The following is a 25,672-nucleotide window of genomic DNA, read 5'->3' on the forward strand; positions in this document are numbered from 1 at the left end:
GGGGGCACTATATGATCTGGCATGAGTGATCCCATATGCCCCCTGTGCAAGCGGCCCATCCCGCCCGACGTGCCGCAAAGCCTGCATCACCTGATCCCGCGCCTGAAGGGCGGGGCGAAGGGGCCGACAGTGCTTCTGCATCACATCTGCCACAAGGAAATCCATGCTGCCCTTTCGGAGGCGGAACTGGCCCGCCGGTTCAACACCGTCGAGGCGCTGCTGACCCATCCGCGCATCGCCGCCTTTGCCGAATGGATCGCCCGCAGGCCGCCCGGCTTCCTGTCGCGTGTTCCCGGGGGCACGCGCAAACGCCGCTGAGGGAACCGGCAGGCCGTCCTGCGGGTTGGGGTGGTGAACGTGAAAGGAGCTTTCCAATGAGCGATCATGACAAGGAAAAGGTGCCGGGCGACGAGCCGGGCGAGGATGTGCGCCCCTCGGGTCCCGGCCAGATGAAGAACCCGCCCAAGGAATGGGACAAGGCAGACGAGGAATCGGACGAATCCTTTCCCGCCAGCGACCCGCCCGCGAATTACTGACCCAGAAACCCCGGCCTCACCGCCGGGGTTTTTTCCTGTCGGTGCCGCAGCTATGCTGGCCATGAACTGGACAGGACGATCCTCATGACATTGCTGCACTGGTCCGCCGCCGCCGAACGCGCACAGGCATCCTGCGATCTTTGGGGCAGGGATGCTCCGGGCGGGGCGGTTCTTGGGTTTGACCGCAATGGCATCCGCTTCGCAGTGGCCGGCGGCGTGGCGCGGGTGGGGGAACGCGGCGCCTTCACTGCCGATACGGTGGTGCGCTGGGCATCCGTGACCAAGCACGTGTTTGCCTGCTTCGTGCTGGAAAGCGGCCTGCCGCTGGATTCGACGCTGGGTTCCTTGCTGCCGATGCACCCGGTGCCGGGGGCCGTGACGGTTCGGCAGGCGCTGGCGATGCAGGGCGGGCTGCCCGACACGCGCGAGATGCTGACGCTGCTGGGGCTTCCGGCCGAAGTGGAAACGCGGGCTGCCGATCTTCTGGCCTTTTCCTGCGGGATTGACCGGCTGAATGCCGATCCGGGTACCGAGGTCGCTTATTCCAATGCCGGTTACCGCTTAGTGGAGGCTGCGCAGGAAGCGCGGGGCCTGCGCTTTGCCGATTGGGTGGCCCGGCAGGGTCACGGCATGGTCGCGCCGGATTACTGGGCCGAGCCTGTGGCCCATCTTGCGCCCGGGCATGTGCCGAAAGGCGAGGGGTGGGTCTTTGGCGGGCAGGGGATGCACCTTTCGGCGGCAGGCTCTCTGGCCGGATCGGCCACGCATCTGGCGCAATGGCTGATGCACCTGATGGAAGGGGGGCGGCTGACAACGCTTGCAGCCCCTGTGCCGCTGCGGGACGGGCGGAACACAGGCTATGGCCTGGGCATGCGGCTGACGCGGATCGGCAAGCGGCTGCTGCCGGGGCATGGCGGCGCGCAATCGGGCTATCGCTCGGCCTTTTTGCTGGATCCGGAGGCGGGGGTGGGCGTTTGCGTCGTTTCCAACCGCGACGATGCAGATGCTTCGGACATTGCCGAAGCAGTGACGGGCGCGCTGCTGGGGGCATCGCCCGCGCACCAGCCTGCACGGAACTGGGCCCCCACGGGGCTTTACGTGGCCGAAACCGGGAACCTCTGGGCCGAGGTTCGCACTGCCACCATCGTGGTGCGGGATGCGGAGGAGAAGCTGTTCGCAGCGGATGGGGGCGTCATCTCGCATGCGCCGCAATCGGAAATCCGTCTGAAGGTCAGCGGCAAGGCGCTGGTGGGGGCGATCGGCCATCTTCCCGTGCGGCTTCTTCCGGCGCAGGCGGAACCGGCGGCAGGGGCGCTGGATGGATGGTGGGAACGTGACGGTGCTGCCTTCCGGATCCAGAACGACCATGTGCAGTGGGGTGCTGGGCCGCGCCGCGAGGTGTCGCCACTGGTGCCGCTGGGCGGCGGCCGCTGGCTGTTTTCGGCGCTTGGCCGGCGCATCTGCCTGCGCCGGCTGGACGGGGACCGGATCGAGCTGTCTCTGGGCCGTGCGCGCGTGATCGAATACGCGCGGCTTTAACCGTCAGACCTTTTTGGTGGTGCCCAGTTCCTTGCGAAGTTCTTTTTCAAGATAGCGGCGCCCGAAGAAGCTGCCGATCTGCCGTGCCGTCACCTCCGTGGGGCGCAGGTGCCTGATTTCGCCCCCATCATCGCGGATGGTGACGTATTGGCGCGATGCCCCGTGAAGTTCTGCGGCAGCGGCAGTCACCGTTACGACGGTGATCGTCATGCAATGGATCATCATGTCATCGTGCACATCGGTGTTTTCCGCGCGTGCCCGGTCGATCAGCGTGCGGAAGCGGCCGATGTCCTTTTCGCCCGCGCTTGCAAGCGGCCCCATATTCGTGGCGCCGCGCGCATCAATGTCGTCGGGCAGGTCATTGTTGTCCGTAAGCTTCTCGTTCCGCTCGGGGATGATGGCGCGGATGACGGTGCCGTCGTCCAGCGTCAGGTCCAGAATGACGTCTAGAATGAAGACAGGCTCCAGCCCCAGGTTGGTCACGAAGCAGTGGGCGTTCATGCCCTTGCCCCCGCCCGCCGTTATCAGGATCGAGGGTTTGTGCTGCCGGCGATAACTGGCGAGAAAAACGTTCAGATAAACAACCCAGATCAGAGCGGTCACACCGGTCATGGCCGCTGAAATCAGCGGGGCGTAATCAATAAGAGTCTCCACGTGCCGTCAGTCCCACTCTTTCGGGCTGCCGGGCTCTTTCAGCAGCGGTTCCACCGGCTGTTTCCGGATCTTCTGGCGTTCCTCTTCGGACTGGGCGGCGCGGATACGTTCTTCGCGCACTTCCTCGGCTTCTTGATGCGGATCGTCCTTGTCGATGCTCATCCTGATCTCCCGGTTTTGAGTTTACCAACCCGCGGCAAGGAACAGGGTTCCGCCGGAACCGCCCGCAGGGCCGGGTGTTCGCATGGGGAAGGAGAATACAATGACCCCCATCGACTGCGACGTCGCCGTGATCGGCGCGGGAACCGCCGGCCTTGCGGCAGAACGCCATGCCCGTTCGGCCGGCGCACGCACCGTTCTGATCGATCCGAAGTTCCGCGGCACGACCTGCGCCGCCGTGGGCTGCATGCCGTCCAAGCTGCTGATCATGGCGGGCGAGGCCGCGCATTCGGTGCGGCAGGCACATGTTTTCGGGGTGCAGGCCACGCCGCAGGTCGACGGCGCCGCCGTCATGCGCCGCGTGCGGGAGATGCGCGATCACTTCATCAGCGGCGTGATGGAAAGCTATGACAAAGTTCCGCAGAAACTGACGGGGACGGCGCGTTTTACCTCAGTCAACAGCCTGATGCTGGATGACGGGCAGGAAGTGCGGGCAAAGGCCGTCGTGATCGCCACCGGATCCTCTACGCCCGTGCCGGAAGGGTTCGACAGCATCCGTGATCTTGTCCTGACGAACGAGACGGTGTTCGACCTTGAAGATCTGCCGGAAACGTTGGGTGTCATCGGTGCCGGCCCGTTGGGGGTGGAACTTGCGCAGGCCTTCGCGCGGCTGGGCGTGAAGGTGACGCTGTTTGACGGGGGCACTGCGGTTGCCGGCCTGCAGGGCAGCGAGGCGCAGCGCATGGTCGATCTGCTGCGCGCCGAAATGGACGTGCATGTGGGCGTGAAGCCCGACGCTCAGCCGGATGGGGGCGCGGCGCGTCTGAACTGGCCTGCCGGATCGGTGAAGGTGGACCGGGTTCTGGTTGCCGCCGGGCGCCCGCCGAGCCTTGCGTCGCTGGACCTGAAGGCGGCAGGGCTGGAACTGGATGATCACGGCACCCCGCTGTTCGATCCGCAAACGATGCAATGCGGCTCCTCCCCCGTGTTCATCGCGGGGGATGCCAATCATGACCGCCCCGTGCTGCACGAGGCGACATCCGAAGGCACCATTGCCGGCGTGAATGCCGCGAATTATCCGGACGTAAGACAGGCGCGGCGCAAGGTGCCGCTGTCGGTCACCTTCACGCATCCGGCTGTGGCCAATATCGGGGCAGTGCCCGAAGGAGCGGCCACCGTCACCGGCCATGCCGATTACAGCGATCAGGGCCGTGCGCGGGTCGAGGCGCGCAACACCGGTTTCGTGCGGATCGAGGCGGACGAGGAGGGGCGGATTCTGGCGGCCACCCTGTGCATGCCTGAGGCAGAGCACGTGGCCCATCTGTTCGCCATGGCCATTGGCGCGGGAATGACGGCAGCGGATCTTCTGGATCAGCCCATCTATCATCCAACGCTGGAAGAGGGGCTGCGGCACGCCTTGGCCGAAATCTGCGAAGGCTGCCGCATGAAGGTGCCGTGGGACCGCCGGCGCGGCCCCCAGCCGGGCGATGTTTAGCCGCGTTTGTCGTCCATCCGGGCGAAGATGTTCGCCAGCAGCGCGCCGGAAATGTTGTGCCACACACTGAAGATCGCGCTGGGTACGGCGGCCAGCGGCGAATAGTATACCGTTGCCAGCGCCGCCCCGAGGCCGGAATTCTGCATCCCCACCTCCAACGCGATGGCCTTGCGTTTCGCAAGGCTCAGACCGAACAGGCGGGCGGCGGTATAGCCGAGGGCGAAGCCGATGCCGTTATGCAGCACCACGACGGCAAAGATCATCAGGCCGGATTTGGCGATCGCCCCCTGCGATGCGCCCACGACGGCGGCCACGATGATGACGATGCCGCCCACGCTGACCAGCGGAAGAACGGGCAGGGCGGCGCGGACAAGGCCCGGGACCAGCTTTTGCGCCGCAAAGCCAAGCGCCAGCGGCAGCAGCACCATCTTCAGGATGGACAGCACCATCGCGGTGGCATCCACCGGCAGGTATTGCTGTGCGAACATCAGCACGAGGAATGGGGTGACAACAGGCGCCAGCAGCGTGGTCACGCTGGTGCAGGCCACCGAAAGCGCCACGTCGCCTTTCGACAGATAAGCCATCACGTTGGAGGAGGTGCCGCCCGGGCAGCAGCCGACAAGGATCACGCCTGCGGCCACTTCGGGTGGCATCGGGATGATCCGCGTCAGCGCCACGGCGATCAGGGGCATGATGACGAATTGCGACACGACGCCGATCCCCACTTCCATTGGGCGGCGTACCACTTCGCGGAAGTCGGAAACGGAGATGGTCAGCCCCATACCAAACATGATGATGCCCAGAAGCGGCACGATATATGGCGTCAGTTGGCGGAACATCTCGGGTGCGACAAAACCGAGCACTGCAAAAAGGATCACCCAGAAGGCGAATGTCTTGCCCACGAAAGTGGAAAAGGATGCTAATACTTTCACGTCAGGGGCCTTCCGGGATACATTATTGCGTATTTGCAGCGGGAATAGCGCAGGCGCGGCGACGGTGCAACCTGGCTTGCGCAAGGCGCCCGGATGTTCAGAAATACTGGACGCCTGCGCGCACCTCGTTATTGTGTGCAGCGCCCCGGCGTGTGCTGCGTGCGCCGGATTGGCTTTCCCCCAACGGAGATCAACCCGTGACCTTTTCAGAGGGATAAGAAGACGTGACATCTCATCAATCCGGACGCGGCGGTAACCGCAGCTTCCGCAGCTTTCTGCAAAGCGAGGCCTCGGGCGGCATCATTCTGATGGTGGTGGCCGCCTTGGCCATCATCGTGGCAAACTCGCCGTTCCAGACGCAATATTTCCACTTGCTGCATATCTATCTTGGCCCGCTGAGCCTTCAGCACTGGGTCAATGATGCGCTGATGGCGGTGTTCTTCCTGATGGTCGGGCTTGAGATCAAGCGCGAGATGACCGACGGGCAGCTTTCCACGTGGCCGCGCCGCATCCTTCCCGGCACCGCGGCGATCGGCGGCATGGCTGCACCGGCGCTGATCTATGTCGCGCTGAACTGGAACCACCCGACGGCCCTGCATGGCTGGGCCATTCCCTCGGCCACCGACATCGCCTTCGCACTGGGCGTGTTGTCGCTTCTGGGGCCGCGCGTTCCGGCTTCGCTGAAGGTGTTTCTTGCCGCGCTGGCGATCATCGACGATCTGGGCGCTGTGCTGGTCATCGCGATCTTCTACACCTCCGGCCTTTCGGTGATGGATCTGGCGGCGGCCGCGGCGGTTGTCGTCGCGCTTCTGGCGATCAACCGGATGGGCGTGCGTTCGCTTTGGCCCTATCTTCTGCTGGGCGTGGTGCTGTGGATCTTCGTGTTCCGTTCGGGCATCCATGCAACACTGGCGGGCGTGGTTCTGGCGCTTTGCATTCCGATCCAGCGCACCCCCGGCAAGCCCGAGGCGCGTGGCGCGGAATCGCCGCTGCACCGGCTGGAACATGCCCTGCACACCCCGGTCGCCTTTTTCGTCGTTCCGGTCTTCGGCTTCTTCAACGCAGGCGTTTCCTTTGCGGGCGTGAACTATGAAGTGCTGACAGAGTCGGTGACGATGGGCGTGGCCCTTGGCCTGTTCCTTGGCAAGCTGATCGGCGTGTTCGGTGCCGTGGTCTTGCTGGTGAAACTGGGCTGGGCCGATCTTCCGGCGGCGGCAAGCTGGCGGCAGGTGCTGGGCGTTTCGCTTCTTTGCGGCATCGGCTTCACGATGAGCCTGTTTATCGGCCTTCTGGCCTTCGACGATCCGGAACTGCAGGATCATGTGAAGATCGGCATCCTGATGGGCTCGTTCGTTTCTGGTCTTGCCGGCTACCTTCTGCTTCGCGGCGCCAAGCGGGAGACGCGCCGGACAGCGTGACCGGAAGCGGGTTGACGCGGTGAAGGGGGAGGGGCCATCCTTCCCCCGATCCGCGGCCTTCATGGTCGCCACTCCGAAAGGACTATGCATGAGCTATCCCGACACGCAGCTTTTCATCGACGGAACCTGGCGCGCAGCACGTGAAGGCGGCACCATCCCCGTCATCGATCCTGCCACCGAAGAGCAGATCGGCACCGTGGCCCACGCAAAGCCCGCCGATCTGGATGATGCGCTGAACGCGACGCTGAAAGGCTTCGAAACGTGGCGCAAGATGGGGGCGTTCGACCGCTCCAAGCTGATGCGCCGCGCGGCGGAGATCCTGCGCGAGCGTGCGGACACCATCGCCCCCATCATGACGCGCGAACAGGGCAAGCCGCTGGCGCAAGCCAAGGCCGAGGTTCTGGGCGCTGCCGACACGATCGACTGGTTCGCAGAAGAAGCGCGCCGCACCTATGGCCAGATCATCCCGGCCCGCACGGCTGGCGTGCAGCAGATGGCCGTGCTCCATCCGGTTGGTCCGGTTGCGGCCTTCACACCATGGAATTTCCCGATCAACCAGATCGTCCGCAAGCTTTCGGCCGCGCTTGCAGCCGGCTGCTCGATCATTGTGAAGGCACCGGAAGAAACGCCGGCATCGCCTGCCGAGCTGATTCGTGCCTTCGCCGATGCGGGCGTTCCGGCCGGCGTGATCGGTCTGGTCTATGGGGTTCCGGCCGAGATTTCGGAATACCTGATCAAGCATCCCGTCATCCGCAAGATCAGCTTCACCGGGTCCACCCCCGTGGGCAAGCTGCTGGCAGGCATGGCCGGTCAGTATATGAAGCGCGCAACGATGGAGCTTGGCGGCCACGCCCCCGTCCTGATCGCGGGCGACGCCGACTGGGAAAAAGCCGCCGCGCAGATGGCGATTCACAAGACGCGCAATGCGGGCCAGGTCTGCGTGTCCCCCACGCGTTTCCTTGTCGATCAGAAGATCTCGGACAACTTCCTCGAAGCGTTCACCTCGGGCCTTCAAAAGGTCAAGGTCGGCAACGGCATGGACGAAGGCACCGAGATGGGGCCGCTGGCCAATGAACGCCGGATCCCAATGATGGAAGAACTGATCGGCGACGCCGTGGAAAAGGGCGCAACACTTGTTACCGGCGGGCACCGCATCGGCAACAAGGGCTATTTCTTTGAACCGACGGTGCTGGTCGATGTGCCGCAAAGCGCGCGCATCATGCATGAAGAACCCTTCGGTCCCCTCGCCATCGTGAACCGCATGACGTCGCTGGACGACATGATCACGGAAGCGAACCGTCTGGAATTCGGGCTGGCCGCCTATGCCTATGCCCGCAGCCACGAAACGGTGGAACGGATCGGGCGCGAGGTTGAATCGGGTATGATCACGATCAACCATCTGGGCCTTGCGCTGCCGGAAACGCCGTTCGGCGGCATCAAGGACAGCGGTTACGGAACCGAGGGCGGATCGGAAGCCGTTGCGGCCTATCTAGATACGCGGTTCGTCACCACGTCCCACTGAATGAAAAAAGGCCGGTCATTGTGACCGGCCTTTTTGCTTACGGGTTCTGTGCCTCACGCGATTCCGAGCTGATCGCGGTTCCTGCGGCCGAAAGGTCATAGCCCGCGCCTTCGACTGTGTTGCAAGCGGCCAGGGCAGCAAGGGCGAGGATCGGCAGAAGCGTCAGTTTGCGCATGAGAAGTTTCCTTCGTTGTTTCTGCGGATCGAACGCAGCCTCTTCCGAAAATGTTCCCGATGATTTCAGCGTTTGCGCCGTTTATTGCCCCCGCGCTGCCCGGCACGCCCTGCAGTTGACCGGCCGGAGCTGGCCATCGCCGCCTCCTGCGCCTCCTCCACAGCGGATTGGCGGGCAAGGGGATCGTCGGCCACGGCCAGTTCCACGGCCTCCAGCCGCTTCACCTCGTCGCGCAGGCGGGCGGCTTCCTCGAACTCCAGGTTCTCGGCTGCCTTGCGCATCTGCACGCGCAGCGCATCAAGATGCGCCGAAAGGTTGGAGCCGACCATCGGCTTGTCCACCTTCGCCGTCACGCGCGACTGGTCGGTATCGCCCTGCCACAGGCCGGCCAGAACATCGTCCACGTTCTTCCTGACGGTTTGCGGCGTGATGCCGTGTTCCTCGTTATAGGCGATCTGCTTTTCGCGCCGCCGATCGGTTTCGCGCATGGCACGTTCCATACTGCCGGTGATGCGGTCGGCATACATGATCACGCGGCCCTCGGCGTTCCGCGCGGCACGTCCGATGGTCTGGATCAACGAGGTTTCGGACCGCAGGAAGCCTTCCTTGTCGGCATCAAGAATGGCCACCAGCCCGCATTCGGGGATGTCCAGCCCTTCGCGCAGAAGGTTGATGCCCACCAGCACGTCGAAGGCCCCAAGGCGCAGGTCGCGCAGGATCTCGATCCGCTCGATCGTGTCGATGTCGGAGTGCATGTAGCGGATGCGGATGCCCTGTTCGTGGAAGTATTCCGTCAGATCCTCGGCCATGCGCTTTGTCAGCACAGTCACCAGCGTGCGCAGGCCCTGCTGGCTGACGCGGCGAATCTCGTCCAGCAGATCGTCGACCTGCATGTCCACCGGTCGGATTTCCACCATCGGGTCCAGAAGGCCGGTGGGGCGGATGACCTGTTCGGCGAAAACGCCGCCGGCCTGCTCCAGCTCCCACGCGGCGGGGGTTGCGGACACGAACACCGATTGCGGGCGCATCGCGTCCCACTCCTCGAACTTCAGGGGGCGGTTATCCATGCAGGAGGGCAGGCGGAAGCCATGTTCGGCCAGCGTGAACTTGCGCCGGTAGTCGCCCTTGTACATCGCGCCGATCTGCGGGACCGAGACGTGAGATTCGTCGGCAAAAACAATGGCATTGTCGGGAATGAATTCGAACAGGGTGGGCGGCGGCTCACCCGGTGCGCGCCCGGTAAGATAGCGGGAATAGTTCTCGATCCCGTTGCAGACGCCTGTCGCCTCCAGCATCTCGATATCAAAGGCGGTGCGCTGTTCAAGGCGCTGCGCTTCCAGAAGTTTCCCTTCGGAAACAAGCTGGTCCAGCCGCATCCTCAACTCCGACTTGATGCCTTGCACGGCCTGCTGCATCGTCGGGCGCGGCGTGACATAGTGGCTGTTGGCGTATACGCGGATCTGCTTGAAGCTGTCCGACTTCGCACCCGTCAGGGGATCGAATTCGACAATGCTTTCCAGCTCCTCGCCGAAGAAGCTGAAGCGCCATGCCCGATCCTCAAGGTGGGCCGGCCACACTTCCACCGCATCCCCCCGCACGCGGAAGGCGCCGCGCGCAAAGGCCTGATCATTGCGCCTGTATTGCTGGGCCACCAGCTGCGCGATCACCTCGCGCTGGTCATAGTTCTGGCCCACCACCAGATCCTGCGTCATGGCCGAATACGTTTCGACCGAGCCGATGCCATAGATGCAGGACACGGAGGCCACGATGATCACATCGTCCCGTTCCAGAAGCGCCCGCGTGGCCGAGTGGCGCATGCGGTCGATCTGCTCGTTGATCTGGGATTCCTTTTCGATATAGGTGTCAGACCGCGCGACATAAGCCTCGGGCTGGTAGTAGTCATAGTAGCTGACGAAGTATTCCACCGCGTTGTCGGGGAAGAAGCCCCTGAATTCGCCGTAAAGCTGAGCCGCCAGCGTCTTGTTCGGGGCCAGGATGATGGCGGGCCGCTGCGTTTCCTCGATGATCTTGGCCATCGTGAAGGTCTTGCCCGTGCCGGTCGCCCCCAGCAGCACCTGGTCGCGTTCGCCGTTTTTCACGCCTGCCGACAGTTCCGCGATCGCTGTCGGCTGGTCGCCCGCCGCCGTGAACGGCGTTTGCATGACGAACCGCTTGCCGCCTTCCAGCTTTTCGCGTGCCGGAACGTTGGGGCGGAACATGGTCATCTCGTGGGTGTTGTGGGGCATCGGCACATCCTTTGTCGGCCCCTAATTTGATCTGTATTTGTTCCGGTTCAAGACGGGCTTGCGGGGAACACGCGGATTTCGCAAAGTGCCACGCATCAGGAGGGGCATCATGCGCGCACGAATCTATAAACCTGCCCGGACGGCCATGCAGTCCGGACTTGCCAAGACGAAAGACTGGGTTCTCGACTTTGCCCCCGCCACCGCGCGCGAGATCGATCCGCTGATGGGCTGGACCTCCTCGGACGATACGCAACCGCAGGTGCGCTTGCATTTCGACACGCGCGAGGCCGCCGAGGCTTATGCGCGCGAGCATGGGATTGAGGTGGAGGTCACGCCGGAACAGCCCCGCAAGCCCAACATCCGCCCCCGCGGTTACGGCGAGAACTTCGCCACCGACCGCCGTGGTGCATGGACGCACTGATTTGTAGCTCGGGGCATAGTTGCTGCCGTTCGGGGCAAAGAATTCCCGGTTCGGGGCATAGATTTTGCAAGCCATTGATTCTGCTATGACCGCCTTCGGGCGGTCTTTGCTTGTGGAGGGGCCATGCAGTTCCAGCGCACCATCGGCATCGACTACTCCGGGGCGGAGACGGCAGACTCCAGCCTGAAGGGCCTGAGGGTCTACATGACGGAAGCAGGCGGGCCTGCGGTGGAGGTTCCGCCACCTGCGGGTCCAAAGCGTTACTGGACGCGACGCAGGCTGGCGGACTGGCTGATCGCGCGTTTTGCCGAGGATGTGCCGACCATCGCCGGCATCGACCATTCATTTTCCTTCCCCGAGGTCTACTTCGCCCGCCACGACCTGCCGCGCGACTGGGATACCTTCCTTGACGATTTCCACGCGCACTGGCCGACGGATGAACCCGACCTCTACGTCGACTTCGTGCGGACGGGCGTGGCGGGGCTGGCGGCGCTCCGCAGTGGAGAGCCGCGATGGCGGCGTCGGGTCGAGGAGATCTGCCGTGCGAAGTCCGTGTTCCATTTCGACGTGACAGGACAGGTGGCGAAGTCCACCCATGCAGGGTTGCCGTTCCTGCGCCAGACACGTCGCACACTGCCCGACTTGCATGTCTGGCCCTATGACGGCTGGCACATGCCGTCCGGTGTCTCGTGCCTTGTCGAGATCTACCCTCGCCTGTGGGCCGGCGATTACCCAATCGAGGAACGGACACCGGACCAGCACGACGCCTTCGTCGTAGCATCCTGGCTGCGAGACGCAGATGCGGATGGCCAGTTAAGGGCAGCGTCGGAGCCAGAGCTTAGCGACGAGGCACGCCGTCTCGCGCAGCATGAGGGCTGGATCCTTGGCGTCACCACCGACGCGCTGCCTGCACGGCCACTGCGGACGACGACCACCTCGCCTCATGCTCCTCGCAGCACGAGGATGCCGGGTTACCGCAGCGGCACGGACAAGTCGTGATCGGGCCGACCGGTCGGCCGGGGATCGATCATAACCAGCAGGTCTACCGCCTGTGCTGCAGAACTTGCGGCTTGAATCACGGAGCCAACGGCTCTGACATCCATAACCGCAAATGCCCCTCATGTGGCGGTGGGCGTCCGGGGCTTGTTCTCTAGAGGCAGGAAGCGCAGTCGTGCCGAGGTCGCATTTTGGGACAGAGCGGTCATACGCTACCTAAGTAGAGTCCCCGGCTGGGCCGCTGCTTCGAAAAGGTCTGCCAAGGCAGCGGGTCGGCGGCTTGCCGTGTCTGTCAAGGCGCTGGCGCCGAAGCGAATCCTTAGTCAACAGGCATAACGCGCTGCTTGCTAACCCATTATTCGTGCTCATTACGCCAACGGATTCGGGGGGCCTCGGCTCAAGTTGGAAGCCTATTGACCTTCATCATCTTTCACGGTGCGCTGCGATAGGGCGAAGTCGTAAAGCGGCGCATCAGCTTCAGTCCCGGATGCATCCGCCGGCCTAATCGTCAGGGCATAGAAGGCGGCACGCACCACATCCTTCTTGGACGCTTTGGGATGGAGCTTGCGCACATCGGCGATAATGTCCTTCGGCTTCCGGTTCCGGGTTGCTACCGATCTTACCGTTGCCGCGAGCGTTTCGAATTTTGACATATGGTTAGGTCCACGAATTACAGCCGGTGGCGATAAGGAAAGTTTGTCCGTCTTCTCGATCTGTCGCGGCAGCAACTATGATCACGGGCAACAGACTGCGAGGCAACTTGTTCCCAACCTTTAAAAACTCAATTCGTCAAAGCGGATCGCTCATCCATGCGGCCCGAACGGCGGCTCTGGGCTCGTTCCCGCGCTGCGCCGCGGTCCGAACGTTGATCGCTGGCCAGGTTCATGAAAGCCTCGACCGGACGGAGGGTGCGCTTGGACTTGAGGCAGAATGCGTGTTCCGGGAAGAATTCGCGGATCTCGGCGATCTTGACACGCCTCACCCGATCCGCCCGCGTTGACGCCGCATCGAACATGAACCCGATACCGATGCCTTGGGCGCAGGCTTCATAGATCGCTTCGCGGGATTCCAACCAAAGAAGCGGCTGCGGCTTCAGCCCCACCTGGTGAAGCACGCGGTTCAATTGCTTCTGGGTCTGCGACTGGCCGCTGCGAAACAGGAGCGGCTCGTCCATCAGGTCGGCCAGCGCCACCTCCTGCCGCCCAGCCAGAGGATGCCCCTCGGGGACCAGTGCCACGAGGGCCTGATCGAAGAGCGTCTCTCGGAAGATGTCTTCGGCATGAGGCGCTTCGGTCAGGATGCCCAGATCGCATTTGCGCTCGCGCACGGCCGTGACCACCTGCTGCCAGTTGCCGAAGATGATCTCCAACCGGATCCCCGGATAGAGGTCGCGATAGGCGGCGACCAGCGACATCGCAGGCCCCGGCGCGCCCGCCGCGATGGTCAGCTCGCCGATCATCAGCGTGCGCGCGGAGTGGAGAATCACTGCCGCTTCCTTTTCGGTATCGCGCATCTGCCGCGTGTGACGGTAGAGCCTTTCCCCGATCGCAGTCAGGTTCGCGCCCGTTCCGACACGGTCGAAGAGGCGCACGTCATGTGCCTCCTCCATCGCGCGGATCTGTGCCGTCACCGCCGGCTGCGACACCGCCAAGGCTTTCGCCGCGCGAGAAAAGCTGCCTGTCGCGGCGACTTCGTTGAACGCTCTGATCTGGCTGGCGGTAGGGCGTTTCATCATGGCTCCGCATCTTCTCGGGCCATAACCTAGATTTATAACATGTCATAAACGTTACAACCGAAATGCCTATGCCAACCGTGACAACAAAGGGAACGGCATCTTGGCGACGGTATCACTGAAGGGAATCCAGAAGTCCTACAAGGACACGGAAATCCTGCGCGGCATCGACCTGGACATTGGCGCGGGCGAGTTCGTGTCCCTTGTCGGGCCGTCGGGCTGCGGCAAGTCCACGCTGCTGCGGATCATCGCCGGACTGGAGGCGCCGACGGTCGGCGATGTCAGGATCGGTGGCGCGTCGGTGTCCGGCACCCGCGCGGCGGATCGCAACCTGTCGATGGTGTTCCAGTCCTACGCGCTCTACCCCCATCTGACGGTGGCGGAGAACATCGCAGTGCCGCTGCGGATGCGCCGGCTGAACCGCTGGCAGCGCCTGCCGCTGATCGGGGGCCTGCTGGGCGGTGATGCGTCCATCGCAGCCGACGTGCGGCGCGCGGCCGAGATGCTGGAGATCACGCCGCTGCTGGACCGTCGCCCCGGACAGCTTTCGGGCGGGCAGCGCCAGAGGGTCGCGCTTGGCCGGGCGCTGGTGCGCGATCCTGCGGCCTTCCTTCTGGACGAGCCGCTGTCCAACCTCGACGCCAAGCTGCGCGCCCACACCCGGACCGAGATCACGGAACTGCACCGCAAGCTGGGCGCGACCTTCATCTATGTTACCCACGATCAGGTGGAGGCGATGACCATGTCCGACCGCATCGCCGTGATGATGGGTGGGCGGATCCTGCAGTGCGACACGCCCGCCCGCATCTATGCCGATCCCTGCGATCTGCGCGTGGCCGAGTTCATCGGATCACCCCGCATCAACGTCATCCCCGCCGAGGCGGATGGCGCGGGCCGCATCGCCATCCCCGGCTGCGCGCTGCCTCTGCGTCATCGCGGGCGTGCGGCGCTGCGCCTTGCCCTGCGCCCCGAGACGCTGTTCCTGACCGACCGCGCGCCGAAACTGCGCGGAGAGGTCGCGCATGTGGAGAATATGGGCCACGAATTTGTGGTTCAGGTCGCCGTCGCCGGGCTGCCCTCGCGCCTCGTGCTGCGGACGGCCATGCCCGCGACGATCGGGCAGACCGTGAGCATCGGGTTCGATCCGGCGCTGGCGCTGGTCTTCGACGCCGAAGGACGGCGCTGCCGGGATGTCACCGTTTGCGAAGGGGCCGCCGCATGACCCAAGGTCGCACGGCCCTTCTGCTGGGCGCGCCCGCGCTTGTGCTGATGATGGCGATCCTGATCCTGCCGATCCTTGCGGCGGTGATCCTCAGCTTCACCGACTACTCGCTTGGCGCGTCGGGGATCCGGTGGGTCGGCTTCGACAATTACGGCAGGATCTTCGGCAGCTCGACGTATGAGAAGATGCTGGTGGCGACGGCGACCTATGTCGCGGTGGTGGTGCCCGCCTCCATCGGGCTGGGCCTTGGTGCGGCGCTTCTGATCCAGTCGCTGTCGCGCGGGGCGGCCTTCTACAAGTCGGTCTATTTCCTGCCGGTGATGGCCACGCTGCTGGCGATGACCATCGTCTGGCAGATGATGCTGCACCCGACCATCGGTGTCGTGAACCGCGGCCTGCTGGCCGTCTGCGGCGTGCTGCCCGAAGGGGTGTGCCCGGCCGAAATGCCACTCTGGCTGGGGGATCGGGACTATGCGATCTGGGTGACCTGCTTCATCGGCGTCTGGCAAAGCTTCGGCTTCAACATGGTGCTGTATCTTGCGGGCCTGTCCGGGGTCCCGCGCGAACTTTACGGCGCGGCCGAGATGGACGGCGCACGGTCCGCGTGGGAGCGGTTCCGGCTGGTGACATGGCCCGCCCTGCGCCCGACGACAATGTTCGTGCTGATCACGACAAGCATCCGCGCCTTCCAGACGTTCGATACGGTCGAGGTGCTGTTCTCGCCCGGCGGGGGGCCGGCGAAATCCGTCTATCTCATGATGTTCGCGATCTATGAAAAGGGCATCGTGCAGAACCTCGTGGGCATCGGCGCGGCGATCACCGTCCTGTTCCTAATCTCCGTCATGGCCCTGACCGTGCTTCAGCGCCGCATCGCCGAGCGGAAGGCCCTATGATGTTCACCCAGGCCCTGAAACACCTCGTCTTGATCCTTGGCGGCATCGTCGTGCTGGCGCCCTTCGCGGTGATGCTCAGCTACTCTCTCAAATCGCCAGGAGAGATCGAGCGCGGGACCGGCGGCTTCTTCGGTGCGCAGGCTCCGATGGTGGACGCGATGTGCTTCGCCCGCAACCAGCCCGACCGCGCCGCGCTGGAGGCCGCCCGCGCCGACCCCCCCGGCCAGAGCGACGACGTGATCCTCGACCGGCTGGAGGCCGAGCGTCGCGACGCCTGTTCGATGCGCCCCGCCGTCTTCAATTACACCAAGGCCTTCACCGAGGCGCCGTTGCTGCGCTATCTGCTGAACGGGCTGATCGTCACCCTGTCTATCTTCGTCATCCAGGTGGTGGTGGCGCTGCCCGCCGCCTATGCGCTGGCCAAGCTGCGGTTCTGGGGGCGCGACGCGGCCTTTGCTCTGGTGCTGTTCTGCCTGCTGATTCCGGTGAACGCGGTGGCCCTGCCGCTTTATCTGGGGCTGGCCAAGCTGGGGCTGACCAACAGCTATGCCGCGCTAGTGATCCCGTGGACGATCTCGGCCTTCGGCATCTTCTTGATGCGTCAGTTCTTCATGAGCGTGCCCGACGATCTGGTCGATGCCGCGCGGATGGACGGGATGGGCGAGTTCGCCATCGTCTGGCGTGTGATGCTGCCCACGGCCATTCCCGCGCTGGTCGCCTTCGCCATCTTTTCCGTCACAGCGCATTGGAACGACTATTTCTGGCCGCGCATCGTCATCACGGGCGACCGCGACCTGTTCACCCCGCCGCTAGGCCTGCGCGAGTTCCAGGCCGGCGCCGACGGCAGCCTTTATGGCCCGATGATGGCGACCGCGACCATCATCGTCATCCCGCTGATCGCCGCGTTCCTTCTGGCGCAGCGCAGGTTCATCGAAGGCATCGCGCTTTCGGGCATGAAATAACCCCACTGGAGATCCCCATGAAACGTCTTTCCCTTCTTGCCGGGCTGATGCTCTCGGCCAGCGCCGCCACCGCGCAGGACAAGGTGACGATCGAGTTCGTCTATCCCTATTCCGCCATCTTCGACGTGACCTATGAAGCGATCCTTCCCCGCTTCCAAGAGGCGCATCCGGATATCGAGGTGAAGTTCCGCGCCTCCTACGAGGAATACGAGGATGCGTCCAACACCATCCTGCGCGAGGCCGTGTCGGGCAACCTGCCGGACGTGACGATGCAGGGCTTAAACCGGCAGCAGATCCTTGTGGAGAAACGCATCGCCCAACCGCTCGACCCGTTCATCACCGATGAGGCCGATTTCGAGGTCGAAGGCTATCACGAGGCGATGCTGGACCTGTCGACCTTCGACGGCAAGGTCTATGGCCTGCCATTCTCGGTCTCGTTGCCCGTCGGGTTCTACAACACTGAGGTAATGACCGATGCGGGCATCGACGGATTCCCCACGACGTGGAACGAGGTGATCGCCGATTGCGGCACCCTGCGCGAGTCGGGATACGAGAACCCGATCTTCTGGGACTGGCAGATCACCGGCAACTGGCTGTTCCAGGCGCTGATGTGGTCGCAGGACAAGCCCATCGTCGAGGGTGCCGCCATGACGCTGGACAGCCCCGAGGCGCTGGTGGCGCTGCAAACGATCCAGAAGATCGTGACCGAATGCGGGATGAAGAACCTGTCGGTCGAGGAGGCGATCACTTCCTTCACCGCCGGAGAGATCCCGATGCTGTTCTCCTCCACCTCCTATGTCGGGCGGATCACGCGCGGGAATGCGGAGCTGCCCTTCACCACGGCATCCTTCCCCGGCATTGAGGGGGCACCGCTGGGCCTTCCGGCGGGTGGCAATGCGGCAATGATGACCTCCACCTCGGACGATCCGGCGGTGCGTGCGGCGGCGTGGGAGTGGATCAAGTTCCTGACCTCGGGCGAAGGGGCGGCGGATGTGGCACGCACCACCGGCTACATGCCGCCGAACCGGGCCGCGAACGAGCTGATCCTGACCGATTTCTACAGCCGTTATTCGGAAAAGGCCGCGGCGGTTCAGCAGCTTCCGCTGATGCGCGAATGGCAGGCCTATCCCGGCGCGAACGGCCTTGCGATCACCCAAGTCATCTATGACGGGCTGGAGCGTCTGGTGACGGGCGAGCAGCCCGACATGGAAGAGTTGCAACAGGAACTGGTGGACGAGGTCGCGGACCTGCTGCCGCGCTGACACCGAACCCGCCGGTCGTGCATTCCGCGCGGCCGGCACCGGAGATCGACATGAAATTCATCCACCTGACCGACACTCACGTCATCGGCGGCGGGCGCCGCCTGTTCGGAGCCGATCCGGCGCGCCGTCTGTCGCTGGCGGTCGAAAGCATCAACCGCGACCATTCCGACGCCGCCTTCACCGTTATCACCGGTGATCTGACGCATTGGGGCGATGCCGAGGCTTATGGCGCCTTCACCCGCGCCATCGCGGCGCTGACGACACCGCTGGTGTTGATGGTCGGCAATCACGACGATACGGCATCCTTTGCCGCGGCCTTCCCCGATCAGCTGCGCGACGAAAACGGCTTCGTGCAATCGACCTGCCAGACCGAAGCGGGCCTGTGCCTGTTCCTTGACACGCGCGTTCAGGGCACCCATGCGGGCGGCTACTGCGACGAGCGGCTTGAATGGCTGGAACGACAGCTTGCGGCGTCCGAAGGTCCGGTGCTGCTGTTCATGCATCACCCGCCCATCGACACCGGTATACGGTCGATGGACGCCATCCGCATGCTGGACGCCGAGGCATTCTACACCGTCATCGCCCCGCACAAGCACCGCATCCGTCACCTGTTCTTCGGCCATGTCCACCGGGCGATCTTCGGCAACTGGCGCGGGATCTCGTTCTCGTGCATGCGCGGGCTAAACCACCAAGTCGCTTTCGATCTTGGCGAGACCGGCACCATTCCCGGAGATCTGGCGGAACCTGCCTATGGCGTCGTTCTCGCGGATGCCGACCAGATCACCGTCCACATGCACGAATTCGCCTCGCGCGCGCCCTGCTTTCCGCTGATGGCACCGGACGGCGATTTGTCCGAGCGCTGGTCCACGGAGATGCGGCACGATGGGTTCATCGACCTGTGACGCCCGATCGGAACGAGGAGTGCCGGGCGCTGGTCACCAAGGCGCGACGCATCCTGTGCGACATCGACGGCTGCCTGATCCGGGGTGACAGCCCGATAGATGGGGCCGCCGCATTCGTCCGCAGCGTGGCGGACAAGCTGGTTCTAGTGTCCAACAATTCCACCGACACGGCGGCGACCCTGTCTCTGCGTCTGTCAAGGATCGGCCTGCCAGTGCCCGAAAGCCGCCTGTTTCTGGCCGGCGAGCAGACATTGCTGCACCTCAAGGCAACACTGGGACGCCCCCGCATCATGCTGATCGCCACGGACACGATCCGAAGCCGTGCGGCGCAACTGGGGTTCGACCTGACCCCCGACCGGCCCGATCTGGTTGTCCTGTGCCGTGCACCGCATGCGCGCGTGATGGAGATCGAAGCGGCCCTCGGCCAGATCATCCGCGGCGTCCCCGCGGTTGCGGCCAACCCGGACGTGACCCACCCCGGACCCACCGGCCCGGCGATCGAGACGGGCGCCTTAGTCCATATGCTTGGCGCCTGCCATCCCGGACTATCGATGCCCATCATAGGCAAGCCGGAGCCGTCACTCTTTCATCGCGCCCTGCAAGGGATCGGAATAGAACACGCGGTCATGATCGGTGACAATTCCGAGACCGATATCGCAGGCGCAAGACGATTGGGTATGTCTTCAATTCTGGTGCATCCCGACCGGCGCTTCGGGCGTACGATCGCCGATCTGGTCGTGCCGTCCGATGAAGAAAGGCGGTTCCAACAAACCGTCGTCTAGTCGGTCCCTTCCACGATCCAGCATGCAGACTCGTTCAACAGTTTGTATGCAGGAGAGGTTATGTTGGAGCATCTGGATCGTCCGGTGTGCAGCTAAGGATAGGGCCGGGTCGGATGAACAGACTGCTTCGTATCATGCCTATTCCGAGCCAAAGCAGATAGAGGCCCACTGCGATCCGGATCACCGTCTGTGCCCAAACGACCGATGCCAATACCGCACCCAGCCCCATGACGGTTAAAGAGGTCCACACGAACGTGGCACCAGCCACGCCAAGAGCAACGCGGACACCCTCTGCACGACCATGATGAGCCGAGGTAGAGGCAATGAGCAGGAAGACCGGTCCGGGTGATCAGCCCCAGCTGAGTGGTCCAGTTTGAAAGTTAGTGCATGACCGGCCTTTGGTCCATCGAGATGAAGGTTTCCGGAGCCGGCGGGCGATAGCCCAATGCGCTGTGTGGTCGTTTTGTGTTGTAGTGCTTCCTCCATCGCTCGATCAGGATTTGAGCCTCGCGGAGGCTGTAGAAGACTTCCCCGTTCAGCAGTTCGTCGCGGAAGCGGGCGTTGAAGCTTTCGCAATAGCCATTCTCCCAAGGCGATCCCGGTTCGATGTAAGCCGTTTTTGCGCCGACAGCCCTGATCCAGTCCCGGACGGCCAGGGCGATGAACTCCGGGCCGTTGTCGGAGCGGATAAAAGACGGCACGCCGCGCAGGATAAACAGGTCGGTCAGCGCATCAATCACGTCGGTCGAGTTCAGCTTGCGCCGCACCCTGATCGTCAGGCATTCGCGGCTGAACTCGTCGAGGATGTTCAACGTCCGGAACACCTTGCCGTCATTGGTGCGGCAGTGAACGAAGTCATAAGACCAGACATGATCCCGGTGTTCCGACCGCAACCGGACGCAGGATCCGTCGTTCAGCCACAACCGGCCCTTCTTGGGTTGTCTCGATGGCACTTTCAGCCCTTCACGCCGCCACAGGCGCTCGACACGTTTGTCGTTCACCTGCCATCCGGCATCGCGCAACAAAGCTGCGATCCGGCGATAGCCATAGCGGCCATATTGCCGGGCCAACTCGATCATGTCCGCGACCAGGCGATCTTCGTCTGGCCGCCCTCGTGGCCGTTTGCGCTGCGTGGAACGATGCTGACGAAGCACCTGGCAGGCCCGACGCTCGGAAACGCCCCGCTCGTCGCAGACATGATCAATACACGCCCGACGACGAGCCGGGCTCAGAAGTTTCCCCGGGCCGCCTCACTCAGGATCAACTTGTCCAGCGTCAGGTCTGACACGGCACGCCTGAGCCGCTCATTCTCCTGCTGGAGCCGCTTCAGTTCCTTCAACTGATCCACGCCCATCCCGCCATATTGTTTGCGCCAGCGGTAATAGGTTTGCTCTACAACGCCGATCCGCCTGATCGCATCCAAACGCGACAGGCCTTGACCCATCAGAACTTCAACCTGCCGCAACTTCGAGACAATCTCTTCCGGCTTCGGTCGCTTGTTTGACATCCTCAATCCTCCGTTTCCTAAACATAACGGCGGACCACTTCATTGGGGGAGGATCACCACGTCCGAAGCCTTCAGAGAGCGAAGTAGTAGGGCTTGCGGTTCTCCCCGAGTGGCGGCGTCAGAGGTGATGGTGGGACGGAGCGGACTCTCGATCTACTTCCGATCAGTAGTTCCGCATCGATAGATGGGGGATGCCAGCGTCATCGAACATGTCGCCAAATGCCGTGAAGCCGAGTTTCTCGTAGAAGCCGAGTTTGTCGGCTTGTGCGGCAAGGTAGAACTTGTCCTGACTCTGGTTCCGCATCGCGTCCATCCCCTGAAGCATCATCGCCTTCGCAATGCCTTTGCCGCGAGCAGACATACGCACGGCGACCCGTCCGATTTTAACATGCTGCTCCGTCTGGACGAGGCGCAGGGTCCCGACGACTTCTCCGTTGGAGATAGCTACGAGGTGGGTTGCGCGCAGGTCGTGCTCGTCAAGTTCCTCCTCCTCCGGCACTTGCTGTTCGAGCACGAACACTTCGCGCCGCAGGGCAAAGGCAAGATTGCAGAGTGCTGAAAACGGCGGGACGCTGAGGATGGTGATATCTTGGATCATGCTACGGTCTACTTGCAGTGCCGTTGGCCCCGCAAGGGCAAGCCTTCCAAGGTCAATGATGGGCACGGATGTCGAGGATTGGGACGAAGCGGACTCTCACTGTAACATGGACGGATGAACGTGAGGGCAATCTATGAGTGCGTCATCCCGAAGGGTCATCTTCGTAGGACCTGGCGGTGCCGGAAAGACGACGCTTGGCAAACAGGTGGCCGCTACCCTTGGATTTCCCTTCTACGATCTGGACGACATGTTCTGCGACCAGATCCTGAACATCAGAAGCTTCATTGGTCAGAATGGCTATGAGGCCTACTCCCACAGGAACGGTCTGCTCCTTGCGGGCTTCTTGGAGCAGGCCCCCTCCCGCATGGTGGCCGCTCTTTCGTCAGGGGTTCTCAGCAAAGACATGGCTGAGCCGCTGCGCGGCTGCCTCGTGACTCTGGTGCGAAACAGTGGCGACGCGTTTCTTGTCCTTCCACATCCTGACGATGAGCGAGCTGCAGAAATCGTGGCACGCCGGCAGGTGAGGCGAGGGTTTGGCCTCCTATATGAGCCGGAACGCCAGAAGTATCTCCGTCGCCTCACGGAATATCGCGCCTTGGGCTTTCCGGAGCTTGTCGTATCGGACGCTGATCGCATCGCAATCAAGCCACCGAAGGACGGCTAAGGGCTCTGGGCGCGGATGTGGCAGCGCCGCGCCTGGCGCGGCTTAGGGTGGGACATTTGTATGTGCCGGCTGCTGTTCGCAATCGAGAATTTGGCGTGGCTTGCGGAAGTCGCTTATATGTATGCGGCCTGTGTCTCGGCTCGCGGGCCGTGGCCATTCTGGGGTTACGCACGCGCCGTGGTCTCATTAGCCGACAGGTCGATGACGACCCTTTGTCCCATCAGACTCTGGGGGCGTATGTTCTCCGTTCCATGCTGTTCTCTCTCCTGCGAACTCCTTGATGGCTGGGGGTGCGATCAGATCGCGTCCGCAGCCATGTCTCTATCATGTGGGGCGTCGAACCGAGTGCCGTGGTGCAAGATGCTCCACGCCGTTCGGGCAAGCTTGTTGGCCAGCGCGATGGCAACCTTGTTGTGCGGCATTCGAGCTGCCGCGTCCGTTAGCCACGCGCCGAAGCTAAATGCAGGCCATCGGTGCGGGCGCATCATGATGACCTTTGCCGCCTGGACGAACAGCATTCGGAGGTATCGACTGCCGCGCTTGGTGATCCGGCCAAGGACCGTGCGCCCGCCGGTGCTGAACTGACGTGGCACCAACCCGACCCAGGCTGCGAAGTCGCGGCCACGATCGAAGGCCTCACCTTTGCCGATCCCGGCAACCAAGGCTGTCGAGATCATCGGACCGATGCCGGGGATCGTCATGACGTTGACACAGTTCTCCTCGGCCTTGCTGACCTCGACGATCTCGGCCGAGATCGCTTCGATCCGCCCGTCGAGCGACTGCCAGTCGTCACGAAGACCCGTCAGGATGGCGCGCATTCTGGATGACATCTCCTCGCGGCGTTGCTCGAGGATCGTGTCGAACGAGTTGTTCAGCGCCCGCAGGCCCGGACGGACGGTGATGTTCTGCTCGATCAGGAAGGCGCGGATCTGGTTGATGGTCGCAGTGCGCCGGGACACGAGGCGGGCCCGCACCCGGCGCAGCGCCTGAAGATCGAGCTGGTCCTGGCTCTTTTCGGATACGGTTCGCAAGTTCGGGCGCAACGCCGCCTCGGCGATGGCCTCGGCGTCGTTATAGTCGTTCTTCTGGCCCTTGTTGAACGGCTTGACGTAGATCGCCGGGATGATGCGCGGCTCAAAGCCCATCCGGCGCAACGTCCGGCTGACGAAGTGGGCGCTGAGGCAGGCCTCCATGCCGACGACGCAGCGTGGAAGACCGTCGAAGACAGTGGTCAGCGCCTGTCGTCGGATCTGCTGACGCAAGACCAACTGGCCCGTCTGATCGAAGCCGACCAGGTGGAACGTGTCCTTGCCGATGTCGATGCCAACGACGGCAAGGGTCTCAAGGCTTCCTGCTTTCTTCACGCGCATGGCCGTTCTCCTTTCGATGCGGTGATCCCGTTCAGGATAACACGACGTTCGAGGGGAGCAGCCGGCACATCCCATTAGCCGACGTTGGGGTCACATCAGACGACGTGCCATGATCACTTCATCGACCTCTTCACCCTCGTGGATCATCCCGGCCGGAATGAGCCCGATGGCACGAAAGCCGCTCCGCTCATAGAAGCGGATCGCTCGACTGTTCTGGCTGCTCACGTTCAACTCGATCTGCAATACCCCGCTCTCTGCGGCAAATCTGGCTACAGCGTCCATAAGACCCTCAGCTAAGCCCTGTCCTCGTGCGCTGTCGCGCAGGTAGACCATGATGAGCGTGGACCGGTGCTTCATCTTGCTCGCTTGCTGGCGCAGCAAACCCATGATCCCCACGGGCTCCCCAGACTGAAAAGCTACGAATACAGGCATCTGCAACCTGCTGGCCCATTCGTGGTCAGACAGGGATGCCCAGTCTTCCACGCTGCTGGCGTATGCCGCTGGTTCCATCCGGAGCGCTTCCAGCCGTATCGCCTTGAACGTGGCAACATCATCCTTCGTGAGTTGGCGGATTATTACATCAGGCACAGGGGGCTCCTTTTTTCCCGGAGCATCCACCAGAAGTCCCCCTTGAGCAACCACGCGGGAAGGGCGGCTTTGGGCTCTAAACACCGATACTGCCTCGCCCGCGCTTGGCAGCGGACATGTAGTCGAGGATGGGACGAAGCCGCCATTCGTTAGATCAGGCTCCGGCAGCTTTTGTCTCCAGATGCCCGGCCATGAAATCGACGAAGACGCGGACCTTCGGTGACAGGTTGCGGCTGGACGGCCAGACCGCCCTGAACTCGACGGTGCCGGATGCAGCGCCATCAAGGATCGCGACAAGGCTTCCGTGCTCCAGGTGTTCGCGCACGGCGAAGACAGGAAGGCAAGCTATGCCCTGACCGGCCTCGGCCATGACGACGAGCGGCTCTATGGTGCTGGCAACGGCGGTGACAGGCAGGTTGATGGGGCGGGCCAGCGGCCACTCTTCCAGTCGCCCGGTCGTGGGATAGCGGTGATGTAGGCAACGGTGTCGAGCCAGATCGCTGATCGACCTAGGGCGTCCGTGCACTGTAAGGTAATTCGGACTTGCGACCAGGCTGTAGCCGAACGCCCCCAGAGTTCGGGTCATTAGGCGAGAGTCCTCTGCCTGACCCGTGCGGATGACGACATCAAATCCTTCTTCGACCAGCTCAACCATGCGGTCGGTGAAATCGAGATCGAGCTGCACGTCCGGCCACGCCCGCATGAAGGCCGTCAGCACCGGCATCATCAGCATCCCCACAAGCGGAAGGCTGACGCGGAGCTTGCCCTGAGGCGCTGCGCGGGACTGCGACAGTTCCGCCTCGGCGGCTTCCACCTCATGCAAGATGCGGCGGCACCGGACCAGCAGCAGTTCGCCCTCTGGTGTTAAGGCAACGGATCGGGTGGACCGATGCAGAAGCCGGACGGCGAGTCTGTTCTCAAGGCGCGCGATGGCCTTTCCAACGGCGGAGGCGGAGATGCCCAGCTTTTGTGCCGCGACGGTGAAGCTGCGGGCCTCGGCCGCGAGGACAAAAGCATGGAGCGTGTTCAGGTTGTCCATTGCTAGATTCCAATTGCGGACAATCCGTCCGTTGTATTGCGAACATCGGGGTCATTAT

Annotated in this window: 27 protein-coding genes and 1 pseudogene; 15 read left to right on the forward strand and 13 right to left on the reverse strand. The window is 63.2% G+C overall.

The annotated features are described in order from the left end of the window. Positions 1-21: 21 nt before the first annotated feature. The 3 genes from JX25_RS03470 (at position 22) to JX25_RS03475 (ending at position 2,075) form a co-directional block, all read left to right on the forward strand. Entirely contained in the window at positions 22-318 is a 297-nt protein-coding gene (locus JX25_RS03470; protein WP_128253704.1) for an HNH endonuclease family protein, read from the forward strand. Between the two features lie 56 nt (positions 319-374). Next, the gene (locus JX25_RS14745; protein WP_164876043.1) at positions 375-536 is read left to right on the forward strand and encodes a hypothetical protein; all 162 of its coding nucleotides are present in this window, start codon (positions 375-377) and stop codon (positions 534-536) included. Between the two features lie 84 nt (positions 537-620). After that, positions 621-2,075, forward strand: coding sequence for a serine hydrolase domain-containing protein (locus JX25_RS03475; protein ID WP_128253705.1), 1,455 nt, complete (start codon positions 621-623; stop codon positions 2,073-2,075). Between the two features lie 3 nt (positions 2,076-2,078). On the opposite strand, the gene JX25_RS03480 is transcribed toward JX25_RS03475, so the two are convergent. Then, positions 2,079-2,729, reverse strand: coding sequence for a hypothetical protein (locus tag JX25_RS03480; protein WP_128253706.1), 651 nt, complete (start codon positions 2,727-2,729; stop codon positions 2,079-2,081). 6 nt (positions 2,730-2,735) lie between these two features. Continuing rightward, the gene (locus tag JX25_RS14750; RefSeq protein WP_164876044.1) at positions 2,736-2,891 is read right to left on the reverse strand and encodes a hypothetical protein; all 156 of its coding nucleotides are present in this window, start codon (positions 2,889-2,891) and stop codon (positions 2,736-2,738) included. A 100-nt stretch (positions 2,892-2,991) separates the two neighbouring features. Between JX25_RS14750 and JX25_RS03485 the strand changes: the two genes are divergently transcribed. Next, positions 2,992-4,383, forward strand: coding sequence for a dihydrolipoyl dehydrogenase (locus JX25_RS03485; protein ID WP_128253707.1), 1,392 nt, complete (start codon positions 2,992-2,994; stop codon positions 4,381-4,383). On the opposite strand, the gene JX25_RS03490 is transcribed toward JX25_RS03485, so the two are convergent. After that, entirely contained in the window at positions 4,380-5,315 is a 936-nt protein-coding gene (locus JX25_RS03490) for a bile acid:sodium symporter family protein (RefSeq protein ID WP_128253708.1), read from the reverse strand. The genes JX25_RS03485 and JX25_RS03490 overlap by 4 nt on opposite strands. Before the next feature lie 224 nt (positions 5,316-5,539). Here JX25_RS03490 and nhaA point away from each other — a divergent pair, with 224 nt between their 5' ends. Together nhaA and JX25_RS03500 are read left to right on the forward strand one after the other, a co-directional pair. Then, positions 5,540-6,733, forward strand: coding sequence for a Na+/H+ antiporter NhaA (nhaA, locus tag JX25_RS03495; RefSeq protein ID WP_128253709.1), 1,194 nt, complete (start codon positions 5,540-5,542; stop codon positions 6,731-6,733). A gap of 88 nt (positions 6,734-6,821) precedes the next feature. Then, complete coding sequence (locus JX25_RS03500) at positions 6,822-8,255, forward strand: NAD-dependent succinate-semialdehyde dehydrogenase (RefSeq protein WP_128253710.1); 1,434 nt, start codon at positions 6,822-6,824, stop codon at positions 8,253-8,255. A 37-nt stretch (positions 8,256-8,292) separates the two neighbouring features. Here JX25_RS03500 and JX25_RS03505 read toward each other — a convergent pair whose 3' ends face one another. Both JX25_RS03505 and uvrB read right to left on the reverse strand, forming a co-directional pair. Beyond that, the gene (locus tag JX25_RS03505) at positions 8,293-8,430 is read right to left on the reverse strand and encodes a lipoprotein (RefSeq protein ID WP_128253711.1); all 138 of its coding nucleotides are present in this window, start codon (positions 8,428-8,430) and stop codon (positions 8,293-8,295) included. A 65-nt stretch (positions 8,431-8,495) separates the two neighbouring features. Further along, entirely contained in the window at positions 8,496-10,676 is a 2,181-nt protein-coding gene (gene uvrB / locus JX25_RS03510) for an excinuclease ABC subunit UvrB (RefSeq protein ID WP_128253712.1), read from the reverse strand. A 109-nt stretch (positions 10,677-10,785) separates the two neighbouring features. Between uvrB and JX25_RS03515 the strand changes: the two genes are divergently transcribed. Next, positions 10,786-11,097, forward strand: a complete 312-nt coding sequence (locus JX25_RS03515; RefSeq protein WP_128253713.1) for an ETC complex I subunit — start codon at positions 10,786-10,788, stop codon at positions 11,095-11,097. Positions 11,098-11,220: 123 nt separating this feature from the next. Further along, positions 11,221-12,096: a hypothetical protein gene (locus tag JX25_RS03520; RefSeq protein ID WP_206611509.1), complete on the forward strand. Its 876-nt coding sequence runs from the start codon at positions 11,221-11,223 to the stop codon at positions 12,094-12,096. Between the two features lie 407 nt (positions 12,097-12,503). Here the strand turns inward: JX25_RS03520 and JX25_RS03525 are convergent, their stop codons facing one another. Further along, positions 12,504-12,746 (reverse strand): hypothetical protein, encoded by a 243-nt coding sequence (locus JX25_RS03525; protein WP_128253714.1) that lies wholly within the window; start codon positions 12,744-12,746, stop codon positions 12,504-12,506. Between the two features lie 128 nt (positions 12,747-12,874). Beyond that, entirely contained in the window at positions 12,875-13,825 is a 951-nt protein-coding gene (locus JX25_RS03530; RefSeq protein ID WP_128253715.1) for a LysR family transcriptional regulator, read from the reverse strand. A gap of 103 nt (positions 13,826-13,928) precedes the next feature. On the opposite strand from JX25_RS03530, the gene JX25_RS03535 reads away from it, so the two are divergent. From JX25_RS03535 to JX25_RS03560, 6 genes are read left to right on the forward strand one after another with little or no spacing between them, the layout of a single operon-like run. Further along, positions 13,929-15,047: an ABC transporter ATP-binding protein gene (locus JX25_RS03535; RefSeq protein ID WP_128253716.1), complete on the forward strand. Its 1,119-nt coding sequence runs from the start codon at positions 13,929-13,931 to the stop codon at positions 15,045-15,047. Then, positions 15,044-15,940 carry a carbohydrate ABC transporter permease gene (locus JX25_RS03540; RefSeq protein ID WP_128253717.1) on the forward strand — a complete coding sequence of 299 codons (897 nt, stop codon included), beginning with the start codon at positions 15,044-15,046 and terminating at the stop codon, positions 15,938-15,940. Before JX25_RS03535 ends, JX25_RS03540 begins: the two co-directional genes overlap by 4 nt. Further along, positions 15,940-16,902, forward strand: a complete 963-nt coding sequence (locus tag JX25_RS03545) for a carbohydrate ABC transporter permease (protein ID WP_128255162.1) — start codon at positions 15,940-15,942, stop codon at positions 16,900-16,902. Before JX25_RS03540 ends, JX25_RS03545 begins: the two co-directional genes overlap by 1 nt. 17 nt (positions 16,903-16,919) lie before the next feature. Beyond that, a complete protein-coding gene (locus JX25_RS03550) occupies positions 16,920-18,164 on the forward strand; it encodes an ABC transporter substrate-binding protein (RefSeq protein WP_128253718.1) in 1,245 nt (414 codons plus the stop codon). A 50-nt stretch (positions 18,165-18,214) separates the two neighbouring features. Further along, positions 18,215-19,066, forward strand: coding sequence for a phosphodiesterase (locus tag JX25_RS03555; RefSeq protein WP_128253719.1), 852 nt, complete (start codon positions 18,215-18,217; stop codon positions 19,064-19,066). Next, a complete protein-coding gene (locus JX25_RS03560) occupies positions 19,063-19,848 on the forward strand; it encodes an HAD-IIA family hydrolase (RefSeq protein ID WP_164876045.1) in 786 nt (261 codons plus the stop codon). The genes JX25_RS03555 and JX25_RS03560 overlap by 4 nt, the downstream gene beginning before the upstream one ends. 58 nt (positions 19,849-19,906) lie before the next feature. Here JX25_RS03560 and JX25_RS15325 read toward each other — a convergent pair. The 3 genes and pseudogenes from JX25_RS15325 to JX25_RS03575 form a co-directional block, all read right to left on the reverse strand. After that, positions 19,907-20,185, reverse strand: a pseudogene (locus JX25_RS15325) (LysE family translocator); the annotation flags it as partial. A 43-nt stretch (positions 20,186-20,228) separates the two neighbouring features. Beyond that, positions 20,229-21,355 (reverse strand): IS3 family transposase gene (locus tag JX25_RS03570; protein WP_128253721.1). Its coding sequence is split into 2 segments (ribosomal slippage): positions 20,229-21,091 and positions 21,091-21,355, totalling 1,128 coding nucleotides; the frame shifts between segments, so codons are not numbered across the junction. Positions 21,356-21,518: 163 nt separating this feature from the next. Then, positions 21,519-21,953, reverse strand: a complete 435-nt coding sequence (locus JX25_RS03575; RefSeq protein WP_128253722.1) for a GNAT family N-acetyltransferase — start codon at positions 21,951-21,953, stop codon at positions 21,519-21,521. A 133-nt stretch (positions 21,954-22,086) separates the two neighbouring features. Here JX25_RS03575 and JX25_RS03580 point away from each other — a divergent pair, with 133 nt between their 5' ends. Then, complete coding sequence (locus tag JX25_RS03580) at positions 22,087-22,617, forward strand: shikimate kinase (protein ID WP_128253723.1); 531 nt, start codon at positions 22,087-22,089, stop codon at positions 22,615-22,617. A 296-nt stretch (positions 22,618-22,913) separates the two neighbouring features. Here the strand turns inward: JX25_RS03580 and JX25_RS03585 are convergent, their stop codons facing one another. From JX25_RS03585 to JX25_RS03595, 3 genes are all read right to left on the reverse strand, one after another. Then, positions 22,914-23,987: an IS110 family RNA-guided transposase gene (locus JX25_RS03585; protein ID WP_128255164.1), complete on the reverse strand. Its 1,074-nt coding sequence runs from the start codon at positions 23,985-23,987 to the stop codon at positions 22,914-22,916. A 90-nt stretch (positions 23,988-24,077) separates the two neighbouring features. Next, entirely contained in the window at positions 24,078-24,575 is a 498-nt protein-coding gene (locus JX25_RS03590; RefSeq protein WP_128253724.1) for a GNAT family N-acetyltransferase, read from the reverse strand. Positions 24,576-24,729: 154 nt separating this feature from the next. Further along, complete coding sequence (locus JX25_RS03595; protein ID WP_128253725.1) at positions 24,730-25,614, reverse strand: LysR family transcriptional regulator; 885 nt, start codon at positions 25,612-25,614, stop codon at positions 24,730-24,732. Positions 25,615-25,672 lie beyond the last annotated feature (58 nt).

The organism is Falsirhodobacter deserti, assembly GCF_004015795.1.
Classification (GTDB): domain Bacteria; phylum Pseudomonadota; class Alphaproteobacteria; order Rhodobacterales; family Rhodobacteraceae; genus Falsirhodobacter; species Falsirhodobacter deserti.